General features: G+C 73.0%; 17 protein-coding genes. 7 read left to right on the forward strand and 10 right to left on the reverse strand.

What is annotated here, in order from left to right; all coding sequences use genetic code 11:
- Window positions 1–29: 29 nt before the first annotated feature.
- From ACIQV3_RS13485 to ACIQV3_RS13500, 4 genes are all read right to left on the reverse strand, one after another.
- Window positions 30–920 (reverse strand): 1-aminocyclopropane-1-carboxylate deaminase/D-cysteine desulfhydrase, encoded by an 891-nt coding sequence (locus ACIQV3_RS13485; protein WP_403712543.1) that lies wholly within the window; start codon window positions 918–920, stop codon window positions 30–32.
- 73 nt (window positions 921–993) lie between these two features.
- Window positions 994–1,584 carry an N-acetylmuramoyl-L-alanine amidase gene (locus ACIQV3_RS13490; protein ID WP_403712544.1) on the reverse strand — a complete coding sequence of 197 codons (591 nt, stop codon included), beginning with the start codon at window positions 1,582–1,584 and terminating at the stop codon, window positions 994–996.
- A 93-nt stretch (window positions 1,585–1,677) separates the two neighbouring features.
- Window positions 1,678–2,874: a globin domain-containing protein gene (locus tag ACIQV3_RS13495; protein WP_403712545.1), complete on the reverse strand. Its 1,197-nt coding sequence runs from the start codon at window positions 2,872–2,874 to the stop codon at window positions 1,678–1,680.
- A gap of 191 nt (window positions 2,875–3,065) precedes the next feature.
- Window positions 3,066–3,518 carry an RrF2 family transcriptional regulator gene (locus ACIQV3_RS13500; RefSeq protein ID WP_403712546.1) on the reverse strand — a complete coding sequence of 151 codons (453 nt, stop codon included), beginning with the start codon at window positions 3,516–3,518 and terminating at the stop codon, window positions 3,066–3,068.
- A gap of 222 nt (window positions 3,519–3,740) precedes the next feature.
- On the opposite strand from ACIQV3_RS13500, the gene ACIQV3_RS13505 reads away from it, so the two are divergent.
- From ACIQV3_RS13505 to ACIQV3_RS13520, 4 genes are all read left to right on the forward strand, one after another.
- On the forward strand, window positions 3,741–5,147 hold the full coding sequence (locus tag ACIQV3_RS13505; RefSeq protein ID WP_403712547.1) for a family 2B encapsulin nanocompartment shell protein: 1,407 nt from the start codon (window positions 3,741–3,743) through the stop codon (window positions 5,145–5,147).
- Between the two features lie 92 nt (window positions 5,148–5,239).
- On the forward strand, window positions 5,240–6,286 hold the full coding sequence (locus tag ACIQV3_RS13510) for a family 2 encapsulin nanocompartment cargo protein polyprenyl transferase (protein ID WP_403712548.1): 1,047 nt from the start codon (window positions 5,240–5,242) through the stop codon (window positions 6,284–6,286).
- Window positions 6,287–6,423: 137 nt separating this feature from the next.
- Window positions 6,424–7,023, forward strand: coding sequence for a GNAT family N-acetyltransferase (locus tag ACIQV3_RS13515; RefSeq protein ID WP_403712549.1), 600 nt, complete (start codon window positions 6,424–6,426; stop codon window positions 7,021–7,023).
- 166 nt (window positions 7,024–7,189) lie between these two features.
- The gene (locus tag ACIQV3_RS13520) at window positions 7,190–7,774 is read left to right on the forward strand and encodes a dihydrofolate reductase family protein (RefSeq protein ID WP_403712550.1); all 585 of its coding nucleotides are present in this window, start codon (window positions 7,190–7,192) and stop codon (window positions 7,772–7,774) included.
- Window positions 7,775–8,093: 319 nt separating this feature from the next.
- On the opposite strand, the gene snpA is transcribed toward ACIQV3_RS13520, so the two are convergent.
- On the reverse strand, window positions 8,094–8,753 hold the full coding sequence (gene snpA, locus ACIQV3_RS13525; protein ID WP_403712551.1) for a snapalysin: 660 nt from the start codon (window positions 8,751–8,753) through the stop codon (window positions 8,094–8,096).
- 212 nt (window positions 8,754–8,965) lie between these two features.
- Here snpA and ACIQV3_RS13530 point away from each other — a divergent pair, with 212 nt between their 5' ends.
- Entirely contained in the window at window positions 8,966–9,910 is a 945-nt protein-coding gene (locus tag ACIQV3_RS13530) for a LysR family transcriptional regulator (RefSeq protein WP_403712552.1), read from the forward strand.
- Between the two features lie 94 nt (window positions 9,911–10,004).
- Here ACIQV3_RS13530 and ACIQV3_RS13535 read toward each other — a convergent pair whose 3' ends face one another.
- Window positions 10,005–10,823: a hypothetical protein gene (locus ACIQV3_RS13535; RefSeq protein WP_403712617.1), complete on the reverse strand. Its 819-nt coding sequence runs from the start codon at window positions 10,821–10,823 to the stop codon at window positions 10,005–10,007.
- Window positions 10,824–10,969: 146 nt separating this feature from the next.
- On the opposite strand from ACIQV3_RS13535, the gene ACIQV3_RS13540 reads away from it, so the two are divergent.
- Window positions 10,970–11,923, forward strand: a complete 954-nt coding sequence (locus ACIQV3_RS13540; RefSeq protein WP_403712553.1) for a DUF4097 family beta strand repeat-containing protein — start codon at window positions 10,970–10,972, stop codon at window positions 11,921–11,923.
- 1 nt (window position 11,924) lies between these two features.
- Window positions 11,925–12,866, forward strand: a complete 942-nt coding sequence (locus tag ACIQV3_RS13545) for a helix-turn-helix transcriptional regulator (protein ID WP_403712554.1) — start codon at window positions 11,925–11,927, stop codon at window positions 12,864–12,866.
- Between the two features lie 121 nt (window positions 12,867–12,987).
- Here the strand turns inward: ACIQV3_RS13545 and ACIQV3_RS13550 are convergent, their stop codons facing one another.
- From ACIQV3_RS13550 to ACIQV3_RS13565, 4 genes are all read right to left on the reverse strand, one after another.
- Window positions 12,988–14,196 carry an ALF repeat-containing protein gene (locus ACIQV3_RS13550; RefSeq protein WP_403712555.1) on the reverse strand — a complete coding sequence of 403 codons (1,209 nt, stop codon included), beginning with the start codon at window positions 14,194–14,196 and terminating at the stop codon, window positions 12,988–12,990.
- Between the two features lie 102 nt (window positions 14,197–14,298).
- The gene (locus tag ACIQV3_RS13555) at window positions 14,299–14,811 is read right to left on the reverse strand and encodes a Clp protease N-terminal domain-containing protein (RefSeq protein ID WP_403712556.1); all 513 of its coding nucleotides are present in this window, start codon (window positions 14,809–14,811) and stop codon (window positions 14,299–14,301) included.
- Complete coding sequence (locus ACIQV3_RS13560; protein WP_266881092.1) at window positions 14,811–15,020, reverse strand: helix-turn-helix domain-containing protein; 210 nt, start codon at window positions 15,018–15,020, stop codon at window positions 14,811–14,813. The genes ACIQV3_RS13555 and ACIQV3_RS13560 overlap by 1 nt, the downstream gene beginning before the upstream one ends.
- Before the next feature lie 68 nt (window positions 15,021–15,088).
- The gene (locus tag ACIQV3_RS13565) at window positions 15,089–16,051 is read right to left on the reverse strand and encodes a zinc-binding dehydrogenase (protein ID WP_403712557.1); all 963 of its coding nucleotides are present in this window, start codon (window positions 16,049–16,051) and stop codon (window positions 15,089–15,091) included.
- Window positions 16,052–16,323: the final 272 nt, after the last annotated feature.

Below are 16,323 nucleotides of genomic sequence, written 5' to 3' on the forward strand. Positions count from 1 at the left end.
GGCGCCCGGGCCGCGCCGAAAGCGACGGCCTACGGGCGGCCCGTGACCACCGCCGCCAGGGTGGTGCCGCGGGGGAAGGCGCCGGAGCGGGTCAGGTCGAGCAGGGCCCACAGGAGCTTCGCCACGTAGATCCGCTCCACCGGCAGGCCGTGGCGGGACTCGAAGTCCGCCGCGAACCGCGCCAGCTCGGCGGGGACCCGGCCGTAGCCGCCGTGGGCGTAGCCCTCGGCCAGCGACCAGTCGCCCGCCGGGCCGCCGAAGGCGGCCGTCTGGAGGGAACGTATCTCCGCCTCCAGGAAACCGCCCCCGACCACCGGCACCCCCACGGCCCGTTGGCCCGCGCCGAGTCCCGCCGCCAGCCCGGCCAGCGTGCCCCCGGTCCCGCAGGCCGCGGCGGCCACGTCGCAGGCACCGCCCAGCTCGCGGCCCAACTCGGCGCAGCCGTGCAGCGCGAGGGCGTTGCTGCCGCCCTCGGGGATCACGTAGGCCCCCTCCGCGCCCGCCAGGGCGGGCAGCCCGGCCTTGTCCCGGTAGGCCGACCGGGTCACGAAGTGGAGCCGCATGCCGTCTGCCGCGCACCGGGCGAGGGAGTCGTTCAGCGGCCGCGCCGCGAGCTCGTCGCCCCGTACGATCCCCACCGTCGCCAGCCCCAGCAGCCGGCCGGCCGCTGCGGTGGCCCGCAGGTGGTTGGAGTAGGCCCCGCCGAAGGTCACCAGCTCCGGGTACCCGCCCGCGACGGCGGCCCGCAGGTTCGGCGCGAGCTTGCGCCACTTGTTGCCGGGCAGCTCCGGATGGACCAGGTCGTCCCGCTTGAGCAGCAGCCGTACTCCCTGCGCGGCGAACCGCTCGTCCGGGGCTTCGGTCAGCGGGGAGGGCGGGCGGGGCCGCAGGATCAGGGCCGGGTCGACTGTACGTTCCACCCGCCCATTGTGTGCCGCCGCGTGCCGGGTCCGCCCGCGCCGGTTCGCGGGCGGTTCGCCGGCGGTGCGCCGGCTACTTCAGGCGCTCCGCGACGCGGGTGCGCATCGAGGCCATCGTGAAGCCCTTCGGGTCGATCTTGCCCGGACGCCATTCCAGGTGGCCGATCACCGAGCGGGCCGTCCAGCCGTGGGCGCGGCACAGGGCGGCCGACGCGCGGGCCATCGCGTCGAGCTGGGGGGCCGGCCAGGGGTCCTCGCCGTTGCCGAGGTTCTCGCACTCGAAGCCGTAGAAGTGGCGGTTGCCGTCGGTGTCCGCGTGCTGGTCGGGCGGGAGGCGCTTCTCCGCGATCACGGCCGCCAGGACGCTGGAGTCGCCCGCGCCGGCGTGGTTGGCGCGGCCGTGGCCGACCAGGTGGACCCGGCCGTCCTTGGTGATCACGCCGTGGCAGAGCGGGCCGGGGAGGTCCGCGTGGCCGTCGCGGCAGAGCTGGACGGTGTGCGCGGTCCCGCGCGTGACGGTGTGGTGGAGCATCACGCCGTGCACCGGCCCCCAGGGGCCTTTGTGGTCGCGGTTGCGGGTGCGCCAGCCGCCGACTTCGACGACCGTCAGCCCCTCGGCCCGCAGGGCGCCGATGAACCGGTTCGCGGACAGGGGTGCGGACATGACCGCCTCCTTGGCTGTGAGTAGCCGAATGGTTACTCAACGTTTAGTGGAGGCGGCCATTCCGTCGCAAGGGGCGCGCACCCGGCGCACGGTTCACGCCGAGGCGAGCCACAGGTCGGGGCCGAAGACCTCGTAGGCGATGTCCGCGGGCGCCACGCCCTTGGCGATCAGCTGCTCGCGCGCCGCCCGCATGAAGGGGAGCGGGCCACAGAGGTAGGCCTTCGTGCCCGGGGCGACCGGGATGGCGGTGAGGTCGAGGAGGCCCTCGTGGTCGCCGGGCTCGGCGTCGGCCTCGTTCCAGAAGTGTGCCGAGGCGTCGGCGAGCTTGCCGGTCAGTTCCCGGTGGCCGGTGCGCAGGGCGTGGTCGGCGGGGGAGCGGTCGGCGTGCAGGACGGTGACCGGAGCCGCGTGCGCGGTGTCGGCCAGGTGCTCCAGCATCGAGAGCATCGGGGTGCAGCCGATGCCGGCCGAGGCCAGGATCACCGGCGCGGCGGAGTCCTGGAGGACCAGGTCGCCGTAGGGGGCGGAGACGCGCAGGGCGTCGCCGGCGCGGACCTCGGCGTGCAGGTGGTTGGAGACCTCGCCGTCGGGCCCGGCGGCGGCCGGGCCGTGAACCCGCTTGACGGTGATGGAGCGGACCGGGGAGCCGGGGGCGCTGGAGAGACTGTACTGGCGGATCTGGCGGGCGCCGTCGGGGAGCTCTACCTGGACGGAGACGTACTGCCCCGGCTTGAAGCCGGGCGCGGGGGTGCCGTCGGCCGGGGTGAGGTGGAAGGTGGTGCAGTCGGCGGTCTCCTCGACGCGGGCGGCGACCGTCCAGTCGCGCCAGACGTCTCCGGCGAGGACCTGCTGCTCGGCGTAGAGGCGCTCCTCGATGGTGATGAGGGCGTTCGCCATGAGCCAGTAGACCTCGTCCCAGGCCGCGGCGACCTCGGGGGTGACGGCCTCGCCGAGGATCTCCGCGATCGCCTCGAAGAGGTGCTTGTGGACGATCGGGTACTGCTCGCGGGTGACCCCGAGGGAGGTGTGCTTGTGGGCTATGCGGTTCAGCATCACGTCGGGGCGGGCCTCGGGGTGGGCCACGAGGTGGGTCGCGAAGGCGGCGATGGAGCCGGCGAGGGCCTGCTTCTGGAGCCCGGCGTTCTGGTTGCCGCGGTTGAAGAGGTCGCGGATCAGTTCGGGGTGGGCCGCGAAGAGCTTCCGGTAGAAGAGCTCCGTGATGTCGCCGATGGCCGCGCCCACGGCGGGCAGGGTGGCTCGTACGGTCGCGGTCGACTTCTCGGAAAGCATCGGTGACTCCTCGGGTCGGGGATGGATCGTAAAAATGGAATGTGAGATGCGTATTTATGGGCGAGGCTTGCCGGGGTCCGTGGGGCGCCCGTGGTGATGGCTGGGCGATACGGATTTCTGTTCGAAGTGTCGGTGGGCATCAGGCTATGCGGGTCAAGTGCCGGTGCGAACCGGCCATCCGGCCCCCGCCTTCAGGGCCTTCCGGCCCCCGGTGATCCGCCCGAAATGCCCAGCAGGAGCGGCCCGGTCGGGGCCGCGACCAGGTCGTTCACCGTCAGCGGGTCCAGGGAGGCGAAGAAGGCCTCCTGGGCCCGGCGCAGCGCCCCGCGCAGCACGCACGCGCTCCGCAGCGGGCACGGGACGGTGCCGTCGCAGTCCACGACGTCGCCGGCGCCCTCCAGTTCGCGGATCACCCCGCCCACCGAGGCGGCGCGCCCGGCGGGGGTCAGGGTGAGGCCGCCGCCGCGGCCGCGGCGGGCTTCGACCAGACCGAGATGCTGCAGCTTGGCGACCACTTTGGCGGTGTGGGTGTACGGGACCTCCATGGTCGCCGCCACGTCGCGGGTGGTGGGGAGGTCCTCCTCCGCGACGGCAAGGCGCATCAGGACGCGCAGGGCGAGATCGGTGAATCGGGTCAGCCGCATGGATCCAGCGTAGAAAACTTGCATCCAGCGTGCAATTTAACGAGGGGTCATCGTGCGGATGGCTGAAACGGGTGGGGTCCGAGTGCCGCGTGGGGCGGAGGTGAACTCAAGAGGGTGCCCAGCCACGAACGGAGTAGTCCCACCCTTTTGTGTAATGGTCTCACCACGGTCCGTGCTGAAAGGCTCCTCCCGCAGATTCATGGAGTGATCGAAGGGGAAAACATGTCGGTCCAGGCAGGTTCCGAATCCGAGACCCAGGCACCGCAGCGCAGTCTGGGAACCACGGCCGCGCGGAACTTGGCAACCACGACCAAGTCCGCGCCGCAGATGCAGGAGATCACCTCGCGGTGGCTCCTGAAGATGCTCCCGTGGGTGCCCGTCCAGGGCGGCACGTACCGGGTGAACCGGCGGCTGAGCTACTCCGTCGGCAACGGCGTCGTGGAGTTCATCAAGACCGGCACGCAGGTACAGGTGATTCCGGCGGAGCTGGGGGAGCTCCCGGTACTGCGCGACTACGACGACCCCGACGCGCTGGCCGAACTCGCCGCGCGCTGCCACCAGATCGACTTCGAGGCGGGCCAGGAGCTGACCTCCTTCGGCAGCCCCGCCGACAAGGTGTTCCTGCTCGCCCACGGCCGCATCGACCAGATCGGCCCCGGCCCGTACGGTGACGACGCCGTCCTGCAGACCGTCGCCGACGGGGCCTTCTTCGGCGAGGACGCCCTCCTCGACGAGGAGGCCATCTGGGAGTACACCGCCCGCGCCGCCACCGCCGGCACCGTGCTCGCCCTCTCCCGCCAGGACTTCCAGATCCTCGCCGACCGGGTCGACTCGCTGCGGGCGCACCTGGACTCCGTACGGGCCCTGCCGGAGCAGCGCACCAACAAGTACGGCGAGGCCGCGATCGACCTCTCCGCCGGCCACCAGGGCGAGGCCGTCCTGCCGGGCACCTTCGTGGACTACGAGGCCAGGCCGCGCGAGTACGAACTGTCCATCGCCCAGACGGTCCTGCGCGTCCACACCCGCGTCGCCGACCTGTACAACCAGCCCATGAACCAGACCGAGCAGCAGCTCAGGCTCACGGTCGAGGCGCTGCGCGAGCGCCAGGAGCACGAGATGCTCAACAACCGCGACTTCGGCCTCCTGCACAACGCCGACTACGACCAGCGCATCCAGTCCCACGACGGGGCGCCCAGCCCCGACGACATGGACCAGCTGCTCAGCATGCGGCGCGGATCCAAGTTCTTCCTGGCCCATCCCAAGGCCATCGCCGCCTTCGGACGCGAGTGCAACAAGCGCGGGCTGTACCCGGAGTCGGTCGAGATCGGCGGGCACCGGGTGCCGGCCTGGCGCGGGGTCCCGATGTTCCCGTCCAACAAGATCCCGATCAGCGACGCCCGTACGACCTCCATCCTCTGCATGCGCACCGGCGAGGAGGAATCGGGCGTGATCGGCCTGCACCAGCCCGGGATCCCGGACGAGATCGAGCCGAGCACCTCGGTGCGGTTCATGGGGATCAGCGAGCAGGCGATCATCTCGTACCTGGTCACCACCTACTTCTCCGCCGCGGTGCTGGTGCCGGACGCGCTCGGCGTCCTGGAGAACGTGGAGATCGCCCGCTGGAGCTGACCCGGCCGGCTCCGGCGCCGACGCCGGAGCGAAGGGCGGGAGCCAGGCGGGGCAGGGCGGGACGGGACAGGACGGGACGGAGCGCACACGCCATGTCGACCACTGAGGCGATCACCACCAGCGAGGGGCAGGAAGCCGCCGTCCTGCTGGAGCGGACGAGAGGAACGGTCAACCCGGAACTGCGCCGGGCCGTCGAGAGCCTGCCCGGCTCGATGCGGCACGTGGCGATGTACCACTTCGGCTGGGAGCACGAGGACGGCACCCCGGCGGCGGGCAGCACCGGCAAGGCCATCCGGCCCGCCCTGGTGCTCGCCGCCGCGCAGGCCCTGCGCGGGGACGGGACGGCCACGGAGGCCGTGCGGCCGGCCGTGGCCGTGGAGCTGGCGCACAACTTCACGCTGCTGCACGACGACGTCATCGACAAGGACGTCCGCAGGCGCGGCCGGCCCACGGCCTGGACGGTCTTCGGGACCTCGGACGCGATCATCACGGGCGACGCCATGATGGCGCTCGCGCTGCGGCTGCTCGCCGAGGATCCGCATCCGGCCTCGGCGGCGGCCTCGGCGCGGCTCGCCGCCTGCATCGTCGAGCTGTGCGCGGGCCAGCAGGCGGACTGCGCCTTCGAGCAGCGCCGCAGCGTCTCCCTCGACGAGTGCCTGACCATGGCGACGGCCAAGACCGGGGCCCTGCTGGGCTGCGCGTGCGCGCTCGGCGCGCTGTACGCCGGGGCCGGCCCGGACGAGGTCGACGCCATGGACGCCTTCGGCCGGGAGGCCGGGCTGGCGTTCCAGCTCATCGACGACCTGATCGGCATCTGGGGGGACCCCGGCCACACCGGCAAGCCCGCCGGGGCCGATCTGCTGGCCCGCAAGAAGTCCCTCCCGGTCGTGGCCGCCCTCACCTCGGGCACCCCGGCGGGGGAGGAACTGGCCGGGCTGTACGCGGGTCCCATGACCGGGGACGACGTGAGCAGGGCGGCCGCGGCGGTGGAGCGGGCCGGCGGGCGGGACTGGGCGCAGGCCCATGCCGCCGACCGGATGGGGCGGGCGGTGCAGCAGCTGTCGCGGGCCGTCCCGGATCTGGGGGCCGCGGGCGGGTTGCTGGCGCTGGCGGAGTTCGTGACACGGCGTACGAAGTGACCGCGTAGGGGAGAGGGGGGACCCCGGAGGCCTGTTCCGGTACCGCACGGTGCCGGAACGGGCCTTTCTGCGTCGGTGGGGCAACTCTAGGATCACTCACGGTTGTTGACGCGTGAGTGATGTGAAGGGTGTGACCCATGGGGCTGGAGATACGTCAGGCCGGACCGTCGGACCGGGACGCCGTGGCACGGCTGCTCGACGAGGCCTTCCGCAGCGATCCCGTGAGCAGCTGGGTGTTCCCGGACCCGGAGCACCGGGCCGCGGTGCACGGGAAGTTCCTCGGCGTCTTCGTGGACGTGGCGCTGGCCGAGGGCCGGATCGACTACGCGGCGGACGGTTCGGCGGCGGCGCTGTGGCTGCGGATCCCAGCGGCCGATCCGGAGGCCGGGCACGTCGAGGACGAGATACCGGCGAAGATGCGGGCCGTCGCCGACCCGGACAACGAGCGGTGCGAGCTGGTGGGCCGGCTCACCGGCGCGGTGCACCCGATGGCGGAGGAGCACGAGTACCTGCTGATGATCGCGGTCGCCCCGGGGCGGCAGGGCGAGGGGCTGGGCACGGAGCTGATCCGGCCGGTGCTGGAGCGCTGCGACCGCGAGGGCGTACCGGCGTACCTGGAGGCGAGCAGCGAGCGCAGCAAGGGGCTGTACGAGCGGCTGGGCTGGCAGTTCACGGGCGAGGCGGTGCGGCTGCCGGAGGGGCCGCTGATGTGGCCGATGTGGCGCAAGCCGCAGTGACCGGTGCGGCCGGTGCGGCCCGTCCTGCTGGTCCGGCCGGTCCGGCTGGTCCGGCCGGTGCCGCTGGTCAGGCGCCCTTCGGTTATCCCTTGCGGCACCACTTCACCTGAAGTACTTTGATCGACGTGCCCCGATGTGGGTGCACTGTCGAACGGAAGAGAATCGCTTGCGCAAGCTCACGTACTTCGTCGCCACGTCGGTCGACGGCTTCATCGGGGCCCCGGACGGCGACGCCGGTTTCATCTACGGCCATCTCGACCGGGAGTTCATCGAACACCTCATGGCCGAGTACCCGGAGACCATCTCCACACCGGGGCGCGTCCAGCTGGGGATCGAGGACGCCGAACCCAGGCACTTCGACACGGTGCTCATGGGGCGCGGTACGTACGAGCCCGGCCTCAAGGAGGGCCTGACCAGCCCGTACGCGCACATGCGCGAGCAGTACGTCGTCTCGCGCTCGCTCACCGAGGCGCCGGACCCGGCGGTGCGGCTGATCGAGGGCGACCTGGTGGCCAAGGTGCGCGAGCTGAAGGCCGAGGAGGGGCTCGGGATCTGGCTGTGCGGCGGAGCGGACCTCGCGGGGCAGCTGATCGACGAGATCGACGCGTTCGTGGTCAAGACCTACCCGGTCTTCGTCGGCACCGGCATGCCGATGTCGCGCGCCGGATTCGGGGCGCGCCCGCTGGAGCTGACCGGTTTCAAGGCCCTCGGCGGCGGCCAGGTCGTCACCTCGTACGCCGTCGGGCGCTGACCCGCCGAACCGGCGAAACCGGCCTACCGTGGAGGTATGGCCGGTGAACAGCGGGACCAGCGGGCACACGGGACGGTCGCCCCGCGGGCCGGGCACGACCAGCAGTCGTGCCCGGCCTGCGGGAGCCCCGTCGACACGATCGTCGGACGGCGCAAATCCCTGGGGATCTTCGTCCCGGTGTGGACTCCCGGTCCTTGCCGGAACCGGGAGTGCGCGGCGTTTACGAGCCCGGAGCCGTAGAGCCCGGGGCCGCAGAGCCAAGGGCCGCGGAGCCAGGAGCCGCGGAGCCCGGGACCCCGGGCTCCGCGGCCGACGGGGCCTAGCCCTTCGCGTCCAGGCCGGACGCGACGAGGCCGTTCGCCCAGAGCTGGTTGACGCGCGAACGCTCGGCGGAGTTCGGGGTGGCGTTCTGGCAGGAGGTGCCGGGGCCGCCGCCGGACATCAGCTCGCTGCACGGGCCCGAGTAGTGGTCCGGCAGTCCGAGCACGTGACCGGTCTCGTGCGAGGTCACGCGGGTGGAGTTGTACTGCTGGTTCTGCCGGTAGTCCAGGAAGATGTACCCCTGGCCGTGGCCGTTCGTGCTGGCGTAGGAACCGCGCGAGTCGTTGCCCTCGTAGTACGAGAAGTTCCCGCCCGAGGACACCTCCTGGAGTTTGACGTTGACCACCGAGCTGTTCCAGATCTGCGTGGAACGGGCTATCTGGGTGCGGAAGCTGGGCGCGTTGCGGGTGTTGTAGGTGACCGTCACGGCCGCCAGGCCCGGGGTGGCGGCGCGCTGTTGGGCCACCGAGCGCTGCACGGCCTCGAAGAAGGCGCGGTTGGCGGCCTGGTTCTCCTTCGACTGCTCGTACGCGGCGTACGTGGCGGGGCTGCCGGCGCCCGGGGAGGCCGAGGCGGTGGCGCCCGGGAGGACGGCGCCGAGGACGGCGGCGACGCCGAGGCCGACGGCGGACAGGGTGGTCTTGCGGGAGTGGCGCATGTGGGGGACTCCTGCTCATCCGGTGCGGTGGGGGGTGGGGGTCGTTCGGTACCGGAGTCTGCGGGAGCGGGAGCGGTCGGCGGATGATGTCAGAATCCGATAGCGCCGGGTTATCGGGAGGATTTCGGAAGCCCAACCAGCGTGAGAATGGCGGGATTCGAGGGGATACCGGTTACTGGTGCGGTCGGCTCGGCCCGGCCTACCCTCGGGGAATGGAGCTTGAGGTCAGGCACCTGCGCGCCCTGTGCGCCATCGCCGACGCCGGCAGCCTGCACAAGGCCGCCCGGCAGCTCGGCGTGAGCCAGCCCTCCCTGACGACCCAGCTGCGGCGCATCGAACGGGCCCTGGACGGGGAGCTGTTCCTGCGCGAGCGCACCGGATGCAGGCCGACTCCCTTCGGGCGCACGATACTCGGACGGGCGCGGCCGCTCCTCGCCGAGATGGCCGCCCTCGTCGCGGAGGCCCGGTCGCTGTCCCAGGGACCCCGGCTGCGGATCGGCTCCACGGCCAGCCGCGCCCTGCCCGGCTGGTTGCGGCGGCTGCACCGGCGGCTGCCCGACACGGAGACCGACCTGATGGTCGACGTGTCCGCCAACGCGCTGCTGCGGATGACGGCTTCGGGCCGGCTCGACGTGGCCTTCGTGCACGAGGTGGAGGGCAGCCCGCTGCGGGTGCCGGCCGGGCTCGAGTTACGGGTGCTGATGGAGCGGGAGCCGCAGTTCGTGTCCATGTCCCGGGACCATCCCGCGGCGGCGCGGGCCGTGGTGGAGCTGCGGGACCTCGCCGCCGACCGGTGGACCGTGGACCCGTCGGTGGACGGCGAGTGGGACGGCTTGCGCCGGGTCCTGGCGGGTGCCGGGCTCGACCCGCCGCTGCTGCACGCCGATTACCACACGGCCACCTCGCTGATCGTCTCCGGCGAGGCCGTCGCCCCCTGCCAGCCCACCTCCGGACCGCGCGAGGACATGGCGATCCGCCCGCTCTCGGGCGACCCGCTCGCCGTGCGCCTGCTCCTCGCGACCCGCCCCGGGGTGCAGGCGCAGATGTCCGACGGGGTGTACGAGGACCTCCGCGCGGCCTACCGCGAAGCAGCCCTGGGGACTCCGCCCTACCGTGCCTGGCTGCGCCGCAACGCGAGCCCGCTGCTGGCGGTGTAGGAGCCGGTCCGGCAGCCGACTCGGCCGCGCGGGCGCTGGAGGTGTAGGCGTAGGCGTAGGTACAGGTGCAGGTGGAGGTGCAGCTGTAGGTGCCCTAGACCCGGCGGCGGGCCCGGTCGTAGGCCAGGGCGGCTACGCCGTGGGTCACCAGGACGGTGCCCGCGGCCAGCCAGCCCGGGCTGCGGCGGCGGGCCGCCCACATCATCAGGGGGGCTCCGGCGGCCAGTTGGGCGGCTCCCGCCAGGCGCGCCTTGGGGCCCCGGAGCCACGGGCCCAGGGGGCTGTCCTCGACCACCGCGAGCTCCGCCCGCACCGTGTCGCGCCAGCCCGCCCACTCCACCCGCTCCGCCTCCGGGGCGACCCGGGCCGCCTCGCGCAGCCGGTCGGCCGGTTCCCCGGGGTTCAGGCCGGCGGGCAGCGCCAGCCCCGCCCGGGCCAGCAGCGCGATGACACCGAGCAGCCGGGACGCTCCGTCGGCCGCCGCGTCGGGGCGGGTGAGGCGCTCCAGTTCCTCCAGGTCCAGCACCGGGTCGAGCCCGAGCCGCGCCGCGAGCACCCGCATGGCATCCGCGTCCGGGGCGTCCGGCTCGCCGTGCGGACGGCCCGCCGCGTCCCACGCGTAGGCCGCGGACCGGCGGAAGCCCGAGGAGAGCACGAAGCCGGTCCGGCCCTCCTCCCACCACAGGCTGAGCACCGGCCAGTTGGAGCTCAGCGCGACCGCCGCACCCCATCCCGCCAGGACTTCGGCCACGGATTCGTTGCCGCCGAGCCAGGGCTTGGCCTCGGGTACCAGCACGCTCCACTCGCCGGCGGGGGCCAGCAGCAGACGTTCGCGCAGGATGTGCGCGGCGGGTCGGGCGGCGAGGGGCTCGGCGCGGCAGAGCAGCAGGCCGCCCGCCGTGGTCTGGGAGATCGACATGCCCACACGCTAAGCCAAACCAGCCCAAACTGATGATTTTGGATCATCCTGACGCGCTTGACTTCCGGCAACCGCGATATATCGTGTTGGACAGAAGACGCGATATGTTGCGTGCAGGTACGCCGAGGAGGGCCAGCACCATGGCAGAGGCAGCGCAGAATCCGCAGAGTCCGCCGAAGGTGTGGTCGGTCGCCGGACCGCAGAAGCTCACCTTCGAGGAGCCGGTGACCGAGGTCCGCGTCCGGGTGATCGGCGGCACGGTCAACGTCGTCGCCGCCGCCGATGGGGGCCCGGCCCGCCTGGAGGTGTCCGAGGTCGACGGCCCGCCCCTGCACGTGGTGCAGGAGGGCGGCATCCTGACCGTCTCCTACGAGGACCTCCCCTGGAACGGTTCCCAGGGGTTCAAGGAGTGGTTCGACGCCAAGCCCTGGAAGACCTGGTCCTCCGGTGGCTCCGGCCGCAAGGCCTGGGAGCGCAGCGCGACCGTCACCCTCACCGTCCCGGCCGCCGCCCACGTCCAGCTGGCCCGGGTCGGCGCCACCGTCTTCGTCTCCGGCATCGAAGGCGGCACGGACATCCACGGGGTCTCCGGCGAGACCACGCTCGTCGGCCTCTCCGGCAAGGTCAAGGCGCACACGGTCTCCGGCGGGGTCGAGGCCCAGTCCGTGACCGGCGAATTCGGCTTCCACTCCGTGTCCGGCGGCCTGACGGTCGTCGACGGCGCCGTGGGCACCGTACGGGCCGACTCGGTCAGCGGGGACATGCTGATCGACCTGGCCCTCGACGACCGCCCCGAACCGCGACCGGTCGACATCTCCCTCACCTCCGTATCCGGGCAGGTCGCCATCCGCCTCCCGCACCCGGCCGACGCCCGCGTCGAGGCCAACACCGCCACCGGCGGCGTCTCCAACGCCTTCGAGGACCTGCAGGTCTCCGGCCAGCTGGGCGCCAAGCGGATCACCGGCACCCTGGGCGCGGGCGCCGGCACGCTGCGGGCCACCACCGTCTCCGGTTCCATCGCGCTGCTGCGCCGCCCGGCCACGGACCAGGCCGCCCCCGCCGCCCCCCTCACGCTCGACAAGAAGGTGCTCTGACATGCCGCCCGTCTTCGCCCACGGCCGCCTCCGCCTCTACCTCCTCAAGCTGCTCGACGAGGCCCCGCGCCACGGGTACGAGGTGATCCGGCTGCTGGAGGAACGTTTCCAGGGGCTGTACGTACCCTCCGCGGGCACGGTGTACCCGCGCCTGGCGAAGCTGGAGACCGAGGGCCTGGTCACACACGCGACGGAGGGCGGGCGCAAGGTGTACTCGATCACCGACGCGGGCCGCGCCGAACTGGCCGACCGCGTCGGCGAGCTGGCCGACCTGGAGCTGGAGATCCGTGACTCGGTCTCCGAGCTGGCCGCCGAGATCCGCGCCGACGTGAGCGGCGCGGCGGGCGATCTGCGGCGCGAACTGCGGGCCGCGGCCAGTGCGTCGGCCACGCAGGTGGAGGGCGAGTCCTGGACGGCCGCCAAGGAGGAGTTCCGCAAGGCGAAGGCCGAGTGGAAGGAACAGGCGCGCCGGGCGAAGGACGAGAGCCGCCGGGCCCGCGAGGAGGCCCAGCAGGCGCGCCGGCAGGCCAAGGAGGCGCAGGAGCGGGCGCGCGAGGAGGTCCAGCGCATCGCCGGCCAGTTGCAGGAGCAGTTCGCGAAGTCGGGCGGGGTCCTGGGCAGCCTGGCGGGAGCCTGGCTCGGCGGCTCGGGCTCGCCGACGGCTCCCTCCGATCCGTCCGGTCCGTCCGGGCCCTCCGCTCCGTCCGGTCCCTCGGCCCGGGCGGCCGCCCCGGCCGCCGCTCCCGACACGGACTGGGCGCGTGACGTACCGCCTACGGGGGATCCGGCCCGCGACCTGGACCGGCTGCTGGACCGCTTCCGCGACGACATCCGCGACGCGGCCCGTGACCGGGGGATCAGCGAGGACCAGCTGGCGCGGGCCCGTAACCACCTGGCGGAGGCGGCCGCCCGCATCGCGACGGCCCTCGGGCCGCAAGGCTAGGCCGGCCCTTTCGGATCTCGCCCGGCCCGGGCCGTCTCCGCACAAGCCGACGGGGCGGCCTGGGCCGCCCCGTCCGGATTCCTCGCCGCGGCCGACCCCTGTACGGCCGCAGCGAGGCGGTTCAGCGCGCGGAGCCCGCGCGACGCCTCCGGGCGGCGAGCAGGAGCCCCGCGCCGGCGGCGAGTGCCGTGCCGCCGCCGACCGCGATCAGGGCGGAGTCACCGGCGCCGGTGGAGGCGAGGGGCGGGGCGGTGCCGCCCTGGGGAGTGACGGCGGTGTTGCCGCCGCCGGTTCCGGAACCGGCACCGGAATCCGAGCCGGTTCCGGTGCCGGGGGTGTTCTCGTCCTGTCCGCCCTTCCCCTCCTCCTTCCCCTGTTCCTGCTGCTCCTCCTGGGCCTTCTTGTCCTTGGCGCGCGCCTCGTGCTGGCCCGTCTTCAGGAACGCGGTGCGGTCGGCGGGGGTACCCGCCAGCGCGGCGCGGCCGGCCTTGACCAGCTCCGGGCCCGCGCCGTCGCCGTTGATGATCTTCGCGATCTCGGTGCGGTTGTCCTGGTCGCGCAGCTCGTACTGGGTCACTTCGAGGAAGTGGCGCAGCTCGGCCGGGGTCGCGGAACCGCCGAGGATCTTGCCGATGGCCGCGCTCAGGAGGGGGCCGTCCCAGGCTTCGTCGATGCGGGCGAGTTCGGCCCGGTCGTCGGCGGCCTGTGCGAGGTACTGCCCCGTCTTCAGGAAGGCGATGCGGTCGGCGGGCGTGCCCTTCAGGGCCCTCTTGCCCGCTTCCCGCACGGCCGGGCCGCCGATGCCGACGATCCGGGCGATGTCGACCTTGTTGTCTTCGTCGCGCAGTTCGTGCTGGGTGACCTCGTAGAAGTGGCGCAGCTCGTCCAGGGTCGCGCCGCTCCGCATGATCTGCTTGATGCCCTCCATCAGGCCGGGCCCGGCGTCGTTCGCCAGGCGGCTGATGAGCACCCTGTAGTCGTCGCGGCGGATGACGTACTGGTCGGTCTCGATGAACTTGCGCATGGCCGCCGGGCCGTCGGCGATGGCCTTGTTGCCGGCTTCCTTCATGTAACCGCTGGCCATCGGGTCGGCGATGATCGCGAGGATCGTCTTGCGGTCCTGCTCGGCCTGGTCCGCGGCGTCCTGGTCGGCGCCGCCCTGGTCCGTGCCGTCCGGGCCGTCCGCCGCGCCCTGGCCGGGAGCGGCCGGAGCCGTCATGTCGACGGACGCGGCGGACCCCTGGCCGGTGGCGAAGGCCGGGGAGGCGAGCAGGACCGCCGGGGCCAGCGCGGCAGTGGTGATCGCGGCGGCGATACGGGACAGCTTCACGGACAACCCCCAGCAGGAAACGTTCTTTCGCGGCTCAAGACTCACGAGCCGGGCCGATGGTTGTACGCGGCTGCCAAGAAGCGGAGGGGGTGTGACCGCTTCTCAAGCCGTCAGGGCCGCCTCGGCGCCCGCGTAGGTGACCCCGTGGTCCGCGAGGACCTCGGCGGGCGTGCCGGGGCGGGAGAGGAGGGCGAGGAGCAGGTGGAGGGTGGAGATGTGGCGCTCCTTGCGGCCCAGGGCGATCCGCAGGGACTGCTCCAGGACCTTCTTGGCGCCCGGGGCGAAGCGGGTGCGGCCGGCGCGGCCGCGCGGGACCGGGTCCGCCAGGGCGCCTTCGCCGTGGGTCTCCTCGACGCGGGAGACGATCTCCGTGAGGTCGATGCCCAGCCCGGCGAGGGCTTCCTCGTCCGCCTTGGACATGCCGCCCCGGCGGCGGGCCGCCGCCAGGTCGGAGCGGACCGCCGCCCGGTCGACGCCCAGCGGGTCGAGTGCGCCCAGGGAGATCAGGGCGAGCAGCAGGTGCTCCTCGCCGACGCGCCGCGCCCCGGTCCGTTCGGCCTCGGTGACCGCGCCCGTCACGGTGGAGCGGGCGTCCTGGGTGAAGCGTTCGAACATCAGAGCCTCCCGTGCTTCTTGTGTACGGCCTGCCGGCTGACGCCCAGCTCGGCCGCGATCTCCTGCCAGGACCAGCCCTGTGCGCGGGCCCCGCGTACCTGTACGGCTTCCAGCTGCTCCAGGAGGCGCCGGAGGGCGGCCACGGCACGCAGGCCCACGCGTGGGTCACGGTCACCGGCGCGTGCGGCCAGATCGGTAGCTTCGGTCATGGGCGTCAATGTAGGTTGACGGACGGGAGGGTGTCAACCCACATTGACACCGGACGCGGTGCCGAGCACTACACGGTGAGGACGATCTTGCCGAAGAGGTCGCCGGACTCCAGCTTCTCGAAGCCCTCGCGGGCCCGGTCCAGCGGGAGGGTCTCGTCGATCACCGGGCGGACGCCGGTCGCCGCGCAGAAGGACAGCAGGTCCTCCAGCTCGTCCTTCGAGCCCATCGTGGAGCCGACCACCTTGAGCTCCAGGAAGAAGATCCGGGTCAGCTCGGCGTGCGCCGGGCGGTCCCCGCTGGTGGCGCCCGAGATGACCAGGGTGCCGCCGGGGCGCAGGGACTTCACCGAGTGCGACCAGGTGGCGGCGCCGACCGTCTCGATGACGGCGTCGACCCGCTGGGGGAGCCGCGCGCCGGGCTCGTAGGCCTCCACGGCGCCCAGCTCGACCGCGCGCTTGCGCTTGGCTTGGTCGCGGCTGGTCGCGAAGACCCGCAGGCCGGCCGCCTTGCCGAGGACGATGGCCGCGGTGGCCACCCCGCCGCCCGCGCCCTGGACCAGGACGGAGTCGCCGGGACGGACGCCCGCGTTGGTGAAGAGCATGCGGTACGCGGTGAGCCAGGCGGTGGGCAGGCAGGCGGCCTGTTCGAAGGAGAGCTCCGCGGGCTTGCGCAGGACGTTCCAGGCCGGGACGGTGACCTGCTCGGCGAAGGTGCCCTGGTAGCGCTCGGTCAGGATCGAGCGGGGCTCGTCGGGGCCGACTCCGTGGCCGCTCTGGCCGATGACGGAGTGCAGGACGACCTCGTTGCCGTCCTGGTCGATCCCGGCGGCGTCACAGCCGAGGATCATGGGGAGCTTCTCCTCCCCGAGGCCGACCCCGCGCAGCGACCACAGGTCGTGGTGGTTGAGGGAGGCGGCCTTGACGTTCACGGTCACCCAGCCGGGGCGGGCCTCGGGGGCCGGGCGTTCCCCCAGCACGAGGCCGTTCAGCGGCTGGTCACGGTCGATTCGGGCAGCGTAGGCAGCGAACATGGCCGCGAGGCTACCGGGCGGTAGCCCGGGGATCCAGGGCCTGCCCCGGCCGCTTCCGGGGATCCGGCCCGGGCCCGGCGGCCGCTCGCCCGGAGGTTCCGACCCGGCCCGTGGCGGAGCCGGGCCCCGCGAGGGCTGTCCCCTACCCGCCCTTCCACCGTTCCCTGGGCTCCGCCCAGACCCGCGCCTCCAGCGCCGGCGGGGCTGGATGTGGCCAGCGCCGGCCCGCACGTGAACGCCCGCGGGGCGGGACTCGACTGCCCCGGGAACGT

Origin of the sequence: Streptomyces sp. NPDC099050, assembly GCF_044759865.1 — a bacterium.
GTDB lineage: Bacteria > Actinomycetota > Actinomycetes > Streptomycetales > Streptomycetaceae > Streptomyces.